We start from the raw sequence: 14478 nt of genomic DNA, 5'->3' as shown, positions 1-14478 counted from the left end.
AGACCGACAGACATGGACGAGAACACCCGCTACCAGGTGCTGCGCAACGACGAGGAGCAGTACTCGCTCTGGCCCGCCGACCTCGAGGTGCCCGCCGGCTGGCAGCCCGTCGGCAAGGAGGGCACCGAGGCCGAGTGCTCCGCCTACGTCGACGAGGTGTGGACCGACATGCGCCCGCGCAGCCTGCGTGAGCGCATGGAGAACGCCGAAGCCTGACGCCCGCGCACCCGGGCCGGGGCGCACCACCGCCCCGGCCCCGCCCGCCCGTTCCTCCCTCAGGAGCCCTCATGACACCGGTCCTGCACACCGAACGACTCACCTTCCGCCCCTACCGCCCCGAGGACGAGGACGCCTTCGTGGCCCTGCTGCGCGACGAGGAGGTCTGCCGCTGGATGGGTCAGGAACGCGTGCCCGAGGAGGACATCCGCACGCTGTTCCGCGCCATCCTGAAGGACGTCTACCCCCAGCGCTTGTTCGACGTGTGGGGGCTGTGGCAGGGAGACGTCTTCGTCGGGCACGCCGAGGTGAAGAAGACCGGAAACGTCGACGGACACGAACTGATCGCCGCCCTCGCACCCCCCTACTGGGGCCACGGGCTGGGCACGGAAGTGGTCCGCGGCCTGCTGCGCCACGCCGCCGACACCCTGGGGCTGAAGGAGGCCTACGGCATGGTCGGAGCCGACAACACCGCCAGCCTCGCCATGTGCCGCCGCCTGGGCTTCCGGCACGTACGGGACGTGACCGGCGACGACGGCAAGGTGACCCGGATGATGGTGATCCCGACGACGACGGAAGCGGACTGATCGCGGGGGCGGCGACGGCCGCCTCCGGCGCCACCGCCCCCCCCGCACCGGTACCACCGCGGCCCGCGCGTCCGCCGTCCGGGCCTTGTGCTGTCCCCGCGGGGGCCCGTCCCGTATCGCAGCGGGACACCAGGGCGCTCTGCCGGCAGCAGAACACCGGCCGGACCGGGCCCGACGCTCACTACAGTCCACTCCCATGACGACGATCACGACGCGTACGGTCGAGTACGCGGCCGACGGCTTGACGATGACCGGGCACCTCGCCCTCCCGGCCGGTGCCGGCCGCCGGCCCGGCGTGCTCATCGGGCCGGAGGGCATGGGGCCCAGCGACGTCGAGCGCCGCCGGGCCGATGCGCTCGCCGAGCTGGGCTACACCGCGCTGGCCTTCGATCTCCACGGCGGGCGCTACTTGGCCGACCCCGAGGAGATGCTGGCCCGCTGCATGCCACTGCTCGCCGATCCCGACCGGATGCGGCGCATCGGCCTCGCGGCCCTCGACGTCCTGCGCACCGAGCCGCGAACCGACCCCGACCGGATCGCCGCCATCGGCTACGGCACCGGCGGCGCCATCGCGCTGGAACTCGGGCGAGCGGGCGTCGACTTGCGCGCGATCGGCACCGTCAACGCGACCACCACGGGCCGACCGGGCGAGGCAGCGCGCATCCGCTGCCCGGTGTGGGCCGGGGTCGGATCGCAAGACCCGATCATGCCGACCGACCGGCGCGACGCGTTCACCGCCGAGATGCAGGCCGCGGGCGTCGACTGGCGCCTCACGCTCTACGGCGGCGCCCTGCATGCCTTCCACCACCCGCCGGTCGACCACCCCACGGTCCCCGGTGTCGGCTACCACCCCCGGCACGCGCGACGCGCCTGGCGCGACGTCGTCGACCTGCTCGCCGAGTGCCTGCCCGTGACGGAGAACCCGGGCGCATGACCCGGGCGACACGGGCGCGCTTCGCCACCCCCCGTCGGAGTTCGGCGATCACCCACCCACCGTCAGCACGATCTTGCCCTGGATATGACCCCGTGCGGCTCGCTCGTGCGCGCCGGCCGCATCGGACAACGGGAAGACGCTGTCCACCCCGACGTGCAGCCTGCCGTCCTCGAACAGTGGGCTGATCTCGGCGAGTTGGCGGCCGCTGGAGCGCACCTGGATGTTCGAGACCGTGATGCCCGACCGTGCCGTCTCCTCCTCGTCGAACTCGGCGAAGAACACCGGAAGCATGGTCCCTCCGGGCTTGAGCACGGCCAGCAGACGCGCGCCCTCCCGGCCACCGACCGCGTCGATCACCAGGTCGACGTCCCTGACCACGTCCGCGGCTCGGGTGGTGGTGTAGTCGATGACCTCGTCGGCGCCGAGCTTGCGCAGGAACTGCTCGTGCCGCCCCGACGCCACCGCGACGACGCGCGCCCCCTTCCACTTCGCCAGCTGCACCGCGAAGTGGCCCACACCGCCGGCGGCTCCGTTGACCAGCACGCTCATCCCCGGCGTGATCGGCACCGGCCGGTGCACCCGGCCGGTGAAAGGAGACGGCACGTCATGGCCGAGATCGATCAGGTACTGCCAGGCCGTGAGCACCGACATCGGTGCAGCCGCCGCCCGCACGTGGTCCAGGCCGGCCGGCTTGTGGGCCAGATCGGAAGCCGGCGCGGCCACATACTCGGCGTACGTCCGGCCGTCGAACCCGGGGAACCGCAGCATGCCGAAGACCTCGTCCCCGACAGCGAACCGCGACACGTCCGGCGCGACGGCCTCCACCACGCCCGACATGTCCGTTCCGGGAATCACCGGGAACTCCAGCTCCGGCCTCATCTCGGCCGGCATGACCTTCATCCCCTCACGCAGGTACCAGTCGGGTGGGTTGATGCCCGCCGCCCGCACCCGGACGAGCACCTCACCCGGACCGATCTCGGGCACCGGCACCTCCTCGTACCGCAGAACCCCCGGGCCGCCCGCTTCGTGGAACTGGATCGCCTTCATCACACCTGTCGCTTCCTCGGAACATCCTTGCCCTCACAGTCAACGCGCAGGCGGGCAGGGCCGTCCAAGACCGATTCGGCAACCGCGTCATTCCGAAACGGCATGACGCATACCCTGGACGGGTGAACGATCCCGGACAGGACCTGGACCTGCGGCTGGTGCGTTACTTCACCGTGGTGGCGGCGCACCAGCACTTCGGCCGAGCCGCCGCCGACCTGCACGTGGCACAGCCGGCCCTGAGCCGCCAGATCCAACGCCTCGAGAAACACCTCGGGACACGGTTGCTGGACCGCTCCCCCCAGGGCACCCGGCTCACGCCGGCGGGGCGGACGTTCCTCTCGCACGCCGAAGCCCTGCTGCAGACGGCTCGCCGCGCCGAGCTGGCAGTACGTGAACACGCCGAGGCCCAGCGCATCGTCATCGGCTACGTCGAAGACCTGGTGATCACTGCCGCCGTGCGGGAACTGCGCCGCCGCCACCCGGAGGCCGAGATCACCACCCGCTACCTGAGCTGCGGCGATGTCAAGGCGCTGCCCGACCGACGCGTCGACGCCCTGATCGCGCGGACCCCGCTGCCGCTGGCCGACGGCGACGTCGTCACCACCCCGCTGTACGAGGAGCCGCGTGTGCTCGTCGTCCCGAGCGGCCACCCCTGGGCCGAGCGCGCGTCGGTGACCGCGGAGGAACTGGCCGGCCAGGAGCCGGCACCGTGCGCGTTCGAGACCGAGGACTGGACGTCCTACCGCGTTCTCGGAGCCGGTGTACCACCGATCGAGACCTACGAGGACAAGCTCGAACTCGTCGCGAGCGGCAGGGCCGTCGTCGTACTGCCGGTCGGCGACCGGCGCAGCTCACTACGGCCCGACCTGGTCACCGTCCCGATCCAGGGCGCTCCCCCCAGCCAGGTCGTCCTGGCCAGCCGCAAGGGCGACCCGAACCCGATGATCAAAAGCCTCCGAGCGGCGGCCATGACCGTTCTGCCCGCCCCGGCGCACTGAACCGGACATGAGGGCGATATCCGCTGGTCGCCGCGTGCGGACGGTGTCCATACTGCCGGGATGGATCCGGTCACGATCGAAACAGACCGTCTGTCGCTGCGGGCGTTCACTGCTGCGGACGTGGACGCGGTGTACGAAGCCTGCCAGGACGAAGACATCCAGCTCTACACGCCGGTGCCGGTGCCGTACCGGCGCGCGGACGCGGAGAAGCTCGTCGGCGAGACGCTGCCCACCCAGTGGGCCGAGGACAAGGACTACACACTCGGCGCGTTCCGCAAGGACACCGGTGCCCTGGTCGGCTCGTACTGCCTGACCCTGGTCAGCCGCGGCGTCTGGGAACTGGGCTACTGGGCCGTCAAGGAGCAGCGGGGCCAGGGCTTTTCGGTGGAGGCCGCACGTGCACTGTGCGACTGGGGCTGGGCCGGTCTTGACGCGCACCGCATCGAATGGTGGGCCATGGTCGGCAACACCGGGTCGCGTGCCGTCGCCGAAAGACTCGGCTTCACCGTCGAAGGGACGCTGCGCAACCGCGGCATCGCCAACGACGGCAAGCCGCACGACTGGTGGGTGGGAGGACTGCTGAGGCCCTGACCCCCGCGACGCGGCCGTAGCGGAGTCCACGACTCGACGGCATCGCGCCGGGATACGACCGCGGAAGGACCCCGCCCCCTCCTGCGGTCGCACAGCGGCCGTTCACCTGACGTGCTCGAATGCGACCCTGGTCGCATGTGATCGCGACCAGGGGGTGATGTGGCAGCGCGTGCCGCGCCCCGAGGATGTCCGAGTGACCGAGACCATCGCCGGGCTGTACATGTCGCCTCTGGAACTCCTCGCCCTGCTCAGTGCCCTGGCGCTGGTGGTGGCGCGCTGGCTTCCGTCCGCGGCCCGCGCACGCGCCGCCATCACGGCGGTGGCGGTTCTCGTGCCGTCCGCGATCGCGCTGAGCGTGGCGGGAGTCCGCTGGCAGATGCTGCCGGTACTGGCGGGCGCCGCCGTCATGATCCCGTTCACCCTCTCGCCCCTGCTGCGCCGCCGTGCCGGCCGTCCTGCGCGGCGGGCGCGATGGTGGCTGGCGCTGCCGGGCTCGGTGGCCTGCCTCGGCCTGACGGCCACGGGGCCGGTCGCCGCCTGGGCCTTTCCCGTACCCGCCTTCCCCGAGCCGTCGGGCCGTTTCGCGGTCGGCACCCGGGTGATGCAGTGGACCGACCCGCGCCGCCCCGAGACCTTCACCACCGATCCGCACGACCGGCGCACGGTGGTGATCCAGCTCTGGTATCCCGCACAAAAGAGCGCCGCGGGCGCGCAGCGGGCCCGGTACCTGGGACGCACGGAGCAGGAGGCGCGTACCGTCTCCGACGCCCTCGCCCGCCAGGTCGGCCTGCCCGGCTTCCTGTTCGACGGCGTCCCGCGGGCCCGCACCCACGCGGTCTTCGACGCCCCGGTGGCCGGCGGGGACGAACGGTTCCCGGTCGTGCTGTTCTCGCCCGGGTCGGGCGGAGTGCGTACCCAGAACACCGCGTGGGCGGAGGAACTGGCCAGCCACGGCTATGTGGTCGTCGCCCTCGACCACCCGTACGACTCCGCCGCCGTCGTCCTCGCCGACGGCCGAACGATCCGCACCAGGACCCACTCCACCGGAGACCGGGACAAGGACGACGAGCTGGCAGCCGACTGGACGGCCGTCCGGGCCGCCGATCTCAGCTTCGTCCTCACCCGGCTGGCCACTGCGGCCGGAGGCGGCGACGCCGGCCCGCTGACCGGACGCCTGGACACCGGCCGGGCCGCGGTCACCGGCCACTCCATGGGGGGCGCCGCCGCCCTCCAGGCCGCCCGGCGCGACCGCCGGTTCGACGCCGTCATCGATCTGGACGGCTACCCCCACGGCCCCACCACCCCCGCCCTCCACCAGCCGGCGCTCGCACTGGCCCAAGCCACCACCGCGAGCACCGACCCGCACTACGCACCCCGCCTCACCCAGGCCCTCGAGCGCAACACCGCGACGAGCTACCGGCTCACCGTCCCCGGCGCCGCCCACCTCACCTTCATGGACGGCCCCCTGTACCTGCCGCCCGTGCCCTCGATCACCGGCTCCCTGGGCCGCACCGGCAGCCCGCACGTCGTCGCCGCGACCACCCTCGCCTTCCTGGACACCACCCTGCGGCACACACCCGGTGACCTGGCCGGCACTCTGGCGGCACACGGCCGCCTCAGCGTCTACTCGCCCAAGCCCGGGTCGGCGGGAAGGCAGGAGACCAGGTCCGGCCGGCTGGGGTCACGCCCCACCACGGCGGGTGTGCCGCCGCGTCCGGCGTTGCCCGAACCGTGACCAGCCGGTGCACTCGCTCCCGACACCGCCCGGCAGGAGGCAGGCAGTGGATCATCCCCCCGACGTCTCGGGTAGCGTCAGGGTATGAGCCATCCGCACCCTGAGCTGAAAACCGCCCCGCCCCTGCCGGAAGGAGGGCTGCGGGTCACCGCCCTGGGCGGCCTGGGGGAGATCGGCCGCAACATGACCGTCTTCGAGCACGCCGGCAAGCTGCTCATCGTCGACTGCGGCGTGCTCTTCCCCGAGGAGACCCAGCCCGGCGTGGACGTGATCCTGCCGGACTTCACCTCGATCCGGGACCGCCTGGACGACATCGTGGGCGTGGTGCTGACCCACGGCCACGAGGACCACATCGGCGGCGTGCCCTACCTGCTGCGCGAGCGGTCCGACATTCCCCTCGTCGGTTCCAAGCTGACACTGGCGTTCCTGGAGGCCAAGCTCAAGGAACACGGCATCCGGCCGCGCACCGTGCGGGTGCGGGAGGGCGACCGGCGCGGTTTTGGACCCTTCGACTGCGAGTTCGTCGCGGTCAACCACTCCATCCCGGACAGCCTCGCGGTCGCGATCCGCACCGGCGCGGGGATGGTGCTGCACACCGGCGACTTCAAGATGGACCAGTTCCCCCTCGACGATCGCATCACCGACCTGCGCGCCTTCGCCCGTCTCGGCGAAGAGGGCGTGGACCTGTTCCTCACCGACTCCACCAACGCGGAAGTGCCCGGCTTCACCACCTCCGAGCGCGAGCTGAACCCGGCGATCGAACAGGTGATGCGGACCGCGCCGCGCCGGGTCATCGTCTCCAGCTTCGCCAGCCACGTGCACCGCATCCAGCAGGTCCTGGACGCCGCCCACGAGCACGGCCGCAAGGTCGCCTTCGTCGGCCGCTCCATGGTCCGCAACATGGGCATCGCCCGCGATCTGGGCTATCTGAAGGTCCCGTCCGGTCTGGTCGTGAGCACGAAGGAACTGGAGAAGCTCCCGGACCACAAGGTCACGCTGGTGTGCACCGGCTCCCAGGGCGAACCGATGGCCGCGCTGTCCCGCATGGCCAACCGGGACCACATGATCCGCATCGGCAAGGGCGACACCGTCCTGCTCGCCAGCTCCCTCATCCCCGGCAACGAGAACGCCATCTACCGGGTGATCAACGGACTCACCCGGTGGGGCGCCCACGTGGTCCACAAGGGCAACGCCAAGGTGCACGTCTCCGGGCACGCCAGCGCCGGCGAGCTCGTCTACTGCTACAACATCGTCAAGCCGCGCAACGTCATGCCGGTGCACGGCGAGTTCCGCCACCTGCGGGCCAACGCCGACCTCGCCATCCGCACCGGCGTCGACCCCGAGCGGGTCGTCATCGCCGAGGACGGCGTCGTCGTCGACCTCGTCGACGGCCGCGCCCGTATCACCGGCAAGGTCCCCGCCGGCAACGTCTACGTGGACGGCATGGAGGTCGGCGGCGCCACCGAGGCGTCCCTCAAGGACCGGCTCACCCTCGCGGAGGAGGGCGTCGTCACCGTGGTGGCCATCGTGGACGCGGACACCGGCGCCCTCGCCGAGGCACCCGACTTCCTGGCCCGCGGCTTCGTTCACGACGACACCACCTTCGAGCCGGTCATCCCCGTCATCGAGAAGACCCTGGCCAAGGCTGCCGAGGAAGGCGTCGGGGACGCCCGCCAGCTCGAACAGCTCATCGCTCGCGCCGTCGCCAACTGGGCCTTCCGCACCCACCGGCGCAAGCCCCTCATCATCCCCGTCATCATCGACGCCTGAGCAGACCGTGCCCCGGGCAGCGCCCGGGGCACGCCCGGACGGCCGGCAGCCGCACGCGCCGCTCCGCGAGCGGCTCGGGCGCCGGAATTCGCTCAACGGTCGATCGGCGTTCCGTCCGGGGCGAACGACCGGGGGAAGGTGAAGGCGTGCGGTGCCGAGCCGTGTTCGCCGAGGAGGTGCAGTCTGCGAACACCGTCCTGCCAGGTGGGCAGCGAGCCGTCGGGGAGCCACCACAGGACGTGACCGGGGCGGCCTGTCCCGTCGAACCAGTCGTGACGCCTGGTGAGCGCCGTGCGGTGCAGGCCGGTGTAGACGGCGTCGAAGGCGGGCCGCAGGTCGCTCCACAGGGACAGGGTCGTGGCCAGAGCGGCCGTCTCCGCGGTGCGGCCCTTGGCGTACCAGGCCGGGACGGTGAACTTCCCCCACTCTCCCCAGTCCGCGTCGAACAGGTCGCCCTGGATGTGGCGTGCCGGTTCGGCGTGAGCGATGTACCCGGGACGCCGGCTGATCTCCCGGTAGACGGCCTCACCGCTTGCGTAGAACTCCTGAGCGAGGGGCGCGGAGTCGGTGAGAGGAAACTTCAGAACACCGAAGGTGTACAGAGCAAGACGAGGCATGCGTCTCTCCGTGTCGAGCGGGGGACAGGGGCAGAGGGCTCTGTGCGACGGTGGGCGCCGCCGGACGACCGGTGACGATAGCCACCCCCGCAGACGCTGTCGAAGTTGCGTTTTCCCTCCTCAAGTGGCCTCTGCACAAGCCCTGTTCGAGCCGAGGCGGCGCACTGCCGCCGGGGCGGCTCCGCACCGGCGACCGGATTTCGTCATGGCGACGGAATTCGGCCAACAGTCGTCCTCCTTTCCCTCCGCCGGGCAACCGCACAACCGGTCCCTTCCTCTCACAGCGCGGGCGGAGCAATCGCCTCTCGCGTGACGGCCCCGGCCCGCACCTCACGGTCGCGCCGTGCGGCCTGCTTCCTTCTCACAGCACCGGAGGACGAGGGACCCATGACCAGAAAACGCACCGCCCGGCTGCGGCGTACGCTGCTCGCCGGCACCACGGCCGTCGCCGTGACAGCCGTCACGGCCGGCATCGTGGCCGCGGCGCAGGAGCCCGCCAAGGCCGCTGCGAGCCCCAAGCTGAGCCTCGTCGCGGCGACCACTTCGGTGACGCTGACCTCCTGGAAGGAGGAGCCGGGGGTGTACCTGGACCTCGGCACCTACCTCGTTTCCGAGGGGAGGCCGCTGGAGCTCAAGGTGACCCGGAAGTCCTACAAGGACCCGGTGGCCGTCACCCAGACCGTGTGGGAGGGCGGCAAGGCCAAGGCGAAGAAACTGCCCACGGGCACCGTGAAGGACTTCTCCGGCCTGCCCGGCTTCTCGGAGATCACCCTCACCGACAAAGCCGGCAAGAAGGTCCTCACCCGCAGTGAGGACTTCTGCCCGAACAACGCCAGCGGCCGCGTGCGCCCCGACGCGCCCTCCACCTCCAAGTATCCGGAGAGCTGCCCCACCAACCCCTTCACCCTCGGCTCCGTGTGGGGCATCGAGAAGGGCTGGGCGGCCAACACCTACGCCGGTTCCTACACGGAGCCTGCCGAGCTGCCGGCCGGTACCTACACCGCCAGGATCGGTGTCGCCAAGAAGTACCGCGACCTGTTCGGCATCGCCGACAAGGCGGCCACGGTCAAGGTGACCGTGGTGGAACGAAGCGAGGACGACGAGAGCTCCACCGGGGCGGCGCGTCGCTCCGCCCAGGCCGGCGAACACGCCGGGCACGCCGCCGGCCACCACACGCCGGCCGCGCACTCCGGTCACGGCCCCGGGCACGCACCGACCATCGCCGAGGCCGCCGCGCCGGTGACGAGCGGGGCCGGCCCCTCGTACAACGTGGGTCACGGCCCGCTGAGGGCCGCGCCGCCGGCCCTGCCGTGGGCGCTGAAGAAGAAGCAGAAGTTCGCCCCGTCACCGCAGGCCGGGGACACCGCCGGCCAGACCGACGGTTCGCGTCGGGCGCCCGCCCTCGAACCGCTGTCGAAGCGGCCCGCCGGCAAGCCGTCCGTCCCGGACGTCCCCAAGCCGGACCTGCGTTCGCTGCCGGCCTACGGCATCGGCGTCAGCGCCGGCGGCAAGGACAACCCGGGCAAGGACTACCTGGCCTTCAGCGCCAACGTCTGGAACGCCGGCCCGGCACAGCTCGTGGTGGACGGGTTCCGCTCGCCCGGCAAGGCCAAGATGGACGCCTTCCAGTACTTCTACGACGCCAAGGGCAAGCAGGTCGGCTACACGCCGACCGGCACCATGGAGTGGGACCCGCGCCCCGGGCACGTGCACTGGCACTTCACCGACTTCGCCAGTTACCGGCTGCTGAAGGCCGACAAGAAGGAGGCCGTGCGCAGCGGCAAGGAGGCGTTCTGCCTGGCCAACACCGACGCGGTCGACTACACGGTGAAGAACGCCAACTGGCACCCGTACAACACGGATCTGTCCACCGCCTGCGGCGAGGAGAACTCGATCTCCGTCCGTGAGGTGCTGGACGTGGGTTCCGGCGACACGTACACCCAGGATCTGCCGGGCCAGTCGTTCGACATCACCGGCGTGCCCAACGGCACTTACTACATCCAGGTGCTGGCCAACCCGGAGAAGCGCCTGAAGGAAACCAACCTCGGTAACAACAGCGCCCTGCGCAAGGTCGTGCTCGGCGGCAAGCCGGGCAAGCGGACGGTCACCGTGCCGGCGCACGACCTGGTGAACGCCAACTGACCCCTGTCGCGCCGTCGAACGGGTGTCCCCGCCCGAGACCGGGGCGGGGACACCGTCGAGCACATCCTTCCGACCCATCGCGACGCAACGACCGACACACCGGCCGGGGCCCGGCGGGGCCCAGGCCCTAGGTCACCAAGCCGTGCCGGTAGGCGTAGACGACGGCCTGGACGCGGTCGCGCAGGTCGAGCTTGGTGAGGATGCGAGACACGAACGTCTTGACGGTCTCGGGGCTGATGACGAGCGCCGCGGCGATCTCGCTGTTGGACAGTCCGTCCGCGATGAGGCGCAGAACCTCCAGCTCACGGGGTGTCAGCGGAGTGTCCTGCGCGCCGCGCTCGGCTGGGCGGATGCGGGCGGCGTAACGGCCCACGAGCCGGCGCGTCACATCGGGATCCAGCAACGCCGCCCCCGTCGCCACGGTCCGGATCCCGTGCAGCAGCCGGTCCGGCGGGGCGTCCTTCAGCAGGAACCCGCTCGCTCCGGCCCGCAGCGCCTCGTAGACGTACTCGTCAAGGTTGAACGTGGTCACCACGAGCACCTTCACGGGCTGCTCGACCCCGGCCCCGGCCAGCAGCCGGGTGGCCTCGATGCCGTCGAGGACGGGCATGCGCACGTCCATCACCACGACGTCCGGGCGCAGTCGGCGGGCCAGTTCCACGGCGGTCCGCCCGTCTTCGCACTCACCCGACACGGTCATGTCGGGTTGCGCGTCGATGATGGTCGACAGCCCGGTGCGGATCAGTGCCTGGTCGTCGCAGACCAGGACCCGGATGGGCGTGCTCACGCCGCGCTTCCCACGGGTATCCGGGCCCGCACGAGGAAGCCGCCGCCGGTTCGGTGGTCCGCGCTGAAGTCGCCGCCCAGCACGTCGACGCGTTCGCGCAGGCCCGCCAGTCCCCGCCCGCTGCCGCCGGGGGAAACGGTCCGCGACCCGGAACCGTCCGTGCCGACCTCCACCGTGATCTCCCTTTCACCGTGGCGCACCAGGACCGAGATCCGGCTGCCGTGGTCGTACTTGAGCGCGTTCGTCAGGGCCTCCTGCACGACCCGGTAGGCCACCAGGTCGGCGCTGCCGGTGGAGACCGGCGGTGTGCCCTCCTCGGTGAACTCCACCGGCTGCCCGGCCAGTCGCGTCTGCTCGACGAGTGTGAGCAGCCGGCCGACGGGCGGCGTCCGGTCCTGTCCGCCGTGACCGGTGCCCTGGTCGGGGTTGAGCAGGTCGAGCAGGTGCCGCAGGTCGGTCAGGGCCCGCCGGCCGGTGTCGGTGACGGCGGTCAGAGCCTGGTCGAGACGGTCGGGCGACGCGGTCAGGTACCGGGCCGCCTCGGACTGCACGACCATCGCGGTCACATGATGGGTCACGACGTCGTGGAGTTCACGGGCGATCCGGGTGCGCTCGGCGGTACGGGCGTCCTCGGCGACGCGGCCCCGCCGTTCGGCCTCCGCGGTCCGGGCGGAGCGCATCCACGCGCCGACGCCCCACGCGAGGGCGAGTGCGAGATAGAACGTCACGAACTCGGCCACCGGTGCGCCCGGTCCGCGCTGATGGAGGGCGACCGCCAGAGTCGCGAACGCCACGGAGCAGGCGACCGGGGTGACGCGCCGGTACCGCTCCAGATACGACCCGGCGCTCAGCAGGGCGATGGGCAGCGCGGCGCCGGCCAGGAGGTGGTAGCCGTACAACTGGTCGAGAGCGAAGCCGCACGACACCAGGGCGAGGCAGACGAGCGGCCGCTGCCGGCGCACGGCGAGCGGGAGGCACTGCAGGACGGCCGCCGCACCGGCCAGCACGTCCACGGGGCGGTCCGGCACACCGCCGACCTCCGTGCCGTTGCCGTGCAGCGCCGGCACGGCCGACGCCACGAGGAGCAGGATCCCGAGCGGAAGGTCCCGGACCGTGACATCGAGCCGGTGCCACAGCTCCGGGACACGTCGACGATCGATCACCGGGGCAGTGTAGCCGCGGAGTTGGCGCCCGCGGCCCGCCGGGAACCGAAGGGCACGATGTGCCCGCGCCGGTGGGCCAGCCACAGGAACACCAGGGTCAGCAGCGCCCCGAAGCCCACCGAGTACACGCTGCCCTCCGGCCCGAAGGCGCCGCCGGTGAGCAGCTCCGGTCCCGACATCGAGGCGTCCAGGAGTCCCTGGCTGGCGCCGTTGCCGGAGACCTCGGTGCTGAAGACGCCGGCCGCGGCGAAGTTCCAGCCGAAGTGCACGCCGATCGTCAGCCAGAGGCTGCGCGTGGCGGCGTACACGGCGGCGAGCATGAAACCGGCCTCGATCGCGATGGCGAGGCATCCCCACAGGGTGGCGTCCTCGTTGAGCAGGTGCGAGCAGCCGAAGACGAGGCCGGTCAGCACCAGGGCCAGGTAGGTGCCGATGTGCTCCTCGATGATCCGGAACAGCACGCCGCGGTACACCACTTCCTCGGTCGCCGCGGCGGCGGCCATCAAGCCGAGCAGTCCCAGCGCGCCGGTCACCGAGCCCAGGCCGTCGACGTCGTAGTGGCCGGAGGCGAGGAGGATGACGATGACGGCCGTGAACATCCCGCCACCGATCAGGACGCCCCGAGCGGTCCGGGCCGCGGCGCCTTCCCGGACCACGTCCGGGGCGGGCCGGTGCTCGGTTCGCCGCACCACCCACCCGTACACGAGCACGATCAGTGCCGCGACCGCGACGCCCAGAACGAGCGAGAGCCAGTCGTTGTCCTTCACCGCGTTCACGGCACCGCCGCCCAGGGCGTAAACCGCCACCACGGCCAGGAACTGCCAGACAAACCTCACGGGAAAACCCTTCGCCGGGCCGCGACCGGTGCGCCGCGGGCTGCACCGAACGCTACGAACCCGGAGGCCGGGATTCGTCACCTCACGGTGGACACCTGCCTGTAGCTCGCACGGGGGACAAGTCCCTCCGGGGACTCCGGCCGGACTGGCTGGTCCGTGTACGTGGCCCGCGACCTCCACCGCCGCTTCAGGACCCGCCGGTTCCGTCGGCCCCCAGTCACGTGCCCCCGAAGGGAAGGGAGCCCCCGCTCAGACCCGGGTGTAGCCGCCGTCGGCGAAGAGTTCCGCGCCGGTGACGAACGACGAGGCGTCCGAGGCCAGGAAGAGGGCGGCCTCGGCGATCTCCTCGGCGTCGGCCAGCCGCCCCAGCGGCACCACGGCCTCGGCGAACCGGTCGGCGTCCGGCCCCGCGGCGCGCAGCAGGGCGGGGGTCCGCGTGGGGCCGGGGCTGAGGAGGTTGACCCGGAACCGGCGCTCTCGTGATTGACGGGCCCAGTTGTGCACGAGGTTGCTCAGCGCCGCCTTCGAGGCGCTGTAGACCTCGAGTTGCTCGTTGGGGCGCACACTGTTGCTCGAGCCGATGACCAGGATGGAGGCGTTCTCCGCCAGCAGCGCAAGCGCCTTCTGGACGGTGAAGAGCGGGCCCTTGACGTTGACGGCGAGCGTCAGGTCGACGTTCGCCTCGGTGTGGGCGCCGAGCGCGGCGTCCGCGACGATGCCCGCGTTGGCCACCAGCACGTCGATGTGTCCGGCCTCCTCCCGGACCCGCGCGTAGAGCGCGTCCAGGTCGGCCAGGACCGAGACGTCGGACCGTACTCCGGTGGCCGCTTCACCCAGCTCCGTGACCGCCGCTTCGAGGCGGTCGATGTCCCGGCCGGTCACGAAGACCCGTGCGCCCTCCCGGACGAAGCGGTGGGCGATGGCCAGCCCGATCCCGCTGGTTCCTCCGGTGATCACGGCCACCTTGTCCCGCAGTACGCCTGGCATGTCGAGCCCTTCGGTTGTGGAATGGATCGTCCACAACGTAGGCAGTAATGGACGATCGAGTCAAGAAT

The 14478-nt window shown here is 71.5% G+C and carries 14 protein-coding genes; 8 read left to right on the top strand and 6 right to left on the bottom strand.

Features of this window, described 5'->3' with window-relative positions; all coding sequences use genetic code 11:
- The first annotated feature begins 12 nt into the window (after positions 1 to 12).
- The 3 genes from ACIGAN_RS04165 (at position 13) to ACIGAN_RS04155 (ending at position 1737) form a co-directional block, all read left to right on the top strand.
- Positions 13 to 216 (top strand): MbtH family protein, encoded by a 204-nt coding sequence (locus ACIGAN_RS04165; RefSeq protein ID WP_365092185.1) that lies wholly within the window; start codon positions 13 to 15, stop codon positions 214 to 216.
- A gap of 71 nt (positions 217 to 287) precedes the next feature.
- On the top strand, positions 288 to 803 hold the full coding sequence (locus ACIGAN_RS04160; protein WP_365092182.1) for a GNAT family N-acetyltransferase: 516 nt from the start codon (positions 288 to 290) through the stop codon (positions 801 to 803).
- A 196-nt stretch (positions 804 to 999) separates the two neighbouring features.
- A complete protein-coding gene (locus tag ACIGAN_RS04155) occupies positions 1000 to 1737 on the top strand; it encodes a dienelactone hydrolase family protein (protein WP_399854737.1) in 738 nt (245 codons plus the stop codon).
- A 48-nt stretch (positions 1738 to 1785) separates the two neighbouring features.
- Here the strand turns inward: ACIGAN_RS04155 and ACIGAN_RS04150 are convergent, their stop codons facing one another.
- Positions 1786 to 2784 carry an NADP-dependent oxidoreductase gene (locus ACIGAN_RS04150; RefSeq protein WP_399854735.1) on the bottom strand — a complete coding sequence of 333 codons (999 nt, stop codon included), beginning with the start codon at positions 2782 to 2784 and terminating at the stop codon, positions 1786 to 1788.
- Between the two features lie 122 nt (positions 2785 to 2906).
- Here ACIGAN_RS04150 and ACIGAN_RS04145 point away from each other — a divergent pair, with 122 nt between their 5' ends.
- The 4 genes from ACIGAN_RS04145 (at position 2907) to ACIGAN_RS04130 (ending at position 7878) form a co-directional block, all read left to right on the top strand.
- Complete coding sequence (locus ACIGAN_RS04145) at positions 2907 to 3782, top strand: LysR family transcriptional regulator (RefSeq protein ID WP_399854733.1); 876 nt, start codon at positions 2907 to 2909, stop codon at positions 3780 to 3782.
- A gap of 60 nt (positions 3783 to 3842) precedes the next feature.
- The gene (locus ACIGAN_RS04140; protein ID WP_399854731.1) at positions 3843 to 4373 is read left to right on the top strand and encodes a GNAT family N-acetyltransferase; all 531 of its coding nucleotides are present in this window, start codon (positions 3843 to 3845) and stop codon (positions 4371 to 4373) included.
- Between the two features lie 157 nt (positions 4374 to 4530).
- A complete protein-coding gene (locus ACIGAN_RS04135) occupies positions 4531 to 6108 on the top strand; it encodes an alpha/beta hydrolase family protein (RefSeq protein ID WP_399854729.1) in 1578 nt (525 codons plus the stop codon).
- An 84-nt stretch (positions 6109 to 6192) separates the two neighbouring features.
- A complete protein-coding gene (locus ACIGAN_RS04130) occupies positions 6193 to 7878 on the top strand; it encodes a ribonuclease J (protein WP_399854728.1) in 1686 nt (561 codons plus the stop codon).
- A 92-nt stretch (positions 7879 to 7970) separates the two neighbouring features.
- Here ACIGAN_RS04130 and ACIGAN_RS04125 read toward each other — a convergent pair whose 3' ends face one another.
- On the bottom strand, positions 7971 to 8495 hold the full coding sequence (locus ACIGAN_RS04125) for a DUF3291 domain-containing protein (protein ID WP_399854726.1): 525 nt from the start codon (positions 8493 to 8495) through the stop codon (positions 7971 to 7973).
- A gap of 387 nt (positions 8496 to 8882) precedes the next feature.
- On the opposite strand from ACIGAN_RS04125, the gene ACIGAN_RS04120 reads away from it, so the two are divergent.
- The gene (locus tag ACIGAN_RS04120; protein WP_365092161.1) at positions 8883 to 10637 is read left to right on the top strand and encodes a lysyl oxidase family protein; all 1755 of its coding nucleotides are present in this window, start codon (positions 8883 to 8885) and stop codon (positions 10635 to 10637) included.
- A 127-nt stretch (positions 10638 to 10764) separates the two neighbouring features.
- Here ACIGAN_RS04120 and ACIGAN_RS04115 read toward each other — a convergent pair whose 3' ends face one another.
- From ACIGAN_RS04115 to ACIGAN_RS04100, 4 genes are all read right to left on the bottom strand, one after another.
- The gene (locus ACIGAN_RS04115) at positions 10765 to 11424 is read right to left on the bottom strand and encodes a response regulator transcription factor (RefSeq protein ID WP_365092158.1); all 660 of its coding nucleotides are present in this window, start codon (positions 11422 to 11424) and stop codon (positions 10765 to 10767) included.
- Positions 11421 to 12587 (bottom strand): sensor histidine kinase, encoded by a 1167-nt coding sequence (locus tag ACIGAN_RS04110; RefSeq protein WP_365740569.1) that lies wholly within the window; start codon positions 12585 to 12587, stop codon positions 11421 to 11423. Before ACIGAN_RS04110 ends, ACIGAN_RS04115 begins: the two co-directional genes overlap by 4 nt.
- A complete protein-coding gene (locus ACIGAN_RS04105; RefSeq protein WP_399854725.1) occupies positions 12584 to 13423 on the bottom strand; it encodes a lysostaphin resistance A-like protein in 840 nt (279 codons plus the stop codon). The genes ACIGAN_RS04110 and ACIGAN_RS04105 overlap by 4 nt, the downstream gene beginning before the upstream one ends.
- A gap of 249 nt (positions 13424 to 13672) precedes the next feature.
- Positions 13673 to 14410, bottom strand: a complete 738-nt coding sequence (locus tag ACIGAN_RS04100) for an SDR family NAD(P)-dependent oxidoreductase (RefSeq protein ID WP_365740567.1) — start codon at positions 14408 to 14410, stop codon at positions 13673 to 13675.
- Positions 14411 to 14478: the final 68 nt, after the last annotated feature.

This window comes from Streptomyces sp. NPDC085931, from assembly GCF_044540565.1.
GTDB lineage: Bacteria > Actinomycetota > Actinomycetes > Streptomycetales > Streptomycetaceae > Streptomyces.
This window is presented reverse-complemented; position numbering and strand designations above follow the sequence as displayed.

Coding starts and splice junctions, on each gene's coding strand:
- ACIGAN_RS04165 (WP_365092185.1), top strand. CDS start 13: ATGGACGAGAACACCCGCTACCAGGTGCTGCGCAACGACGAGGAGCAG.
- ACIGAN_RS04160 (WP_365092182.1), top strand. CDS start 288: ATGACACCGGTCCTGCACACCGAACGACTCACCTTCCGCCCCTACCGC.
- ACIGAN_RS04155 (WP_399854737.1), top strand. CDS start 1,000: ATGACGACGATCACGACGCGTACGGTCGAGTACGCGGCCGACGGCTTG.
- ACIGAN_RS04150 (WP_399854735.1), bottom strand. CDS start 2,784: ATGAAGGCGATCCAGTTCCACGAAGCGGGCGGCCCGGGGGTTCTGCGG.
- ACIGAN_RS04140 (WP_399854731.1), top strand. CDS start 3,843: ATGGATCCGGTCACGATCGAAACAGACCGTCTGTCGCTGCGGGCGTTC.
- ACIGAN_RS04135 (WP_399854729.1), top strand. CDS start 4,531: ATGTGGCAGCGCGTGCCGCGCCCCGAGGATGTCCGAGTGACCGAGACC.
- ACIGAN_RS04130 (WP_399854728.1), top strand. CDS start 6,193: ATGAGCCATCCGCACCCTGAGCTGAAAACCGCCCCGCCCCTGCCGGAA.
- ACIGAN_RS04125 (WP_399854726.1), bottom strand. CDS start 8,495: ATGCCTCGTCTTGCTCTGTACACCTTCGGTGTTCTGAAGTTTCCTCTC.
- ACIGAN_RS04120 (WP_365092161.1), top strand. CDS start 8,883: ATGACCAGAAAACGCACCGCCCGGCTGCGGCGTACGCTGCTCGCCGGC.
- ACIGAN_RS04100 (WP_365740567.1), bottom strand. CDS start 14,410: ATGCCAGGCGTACTGCGGGACAAGGTGGCCGTGATCACCGGAGGAACC.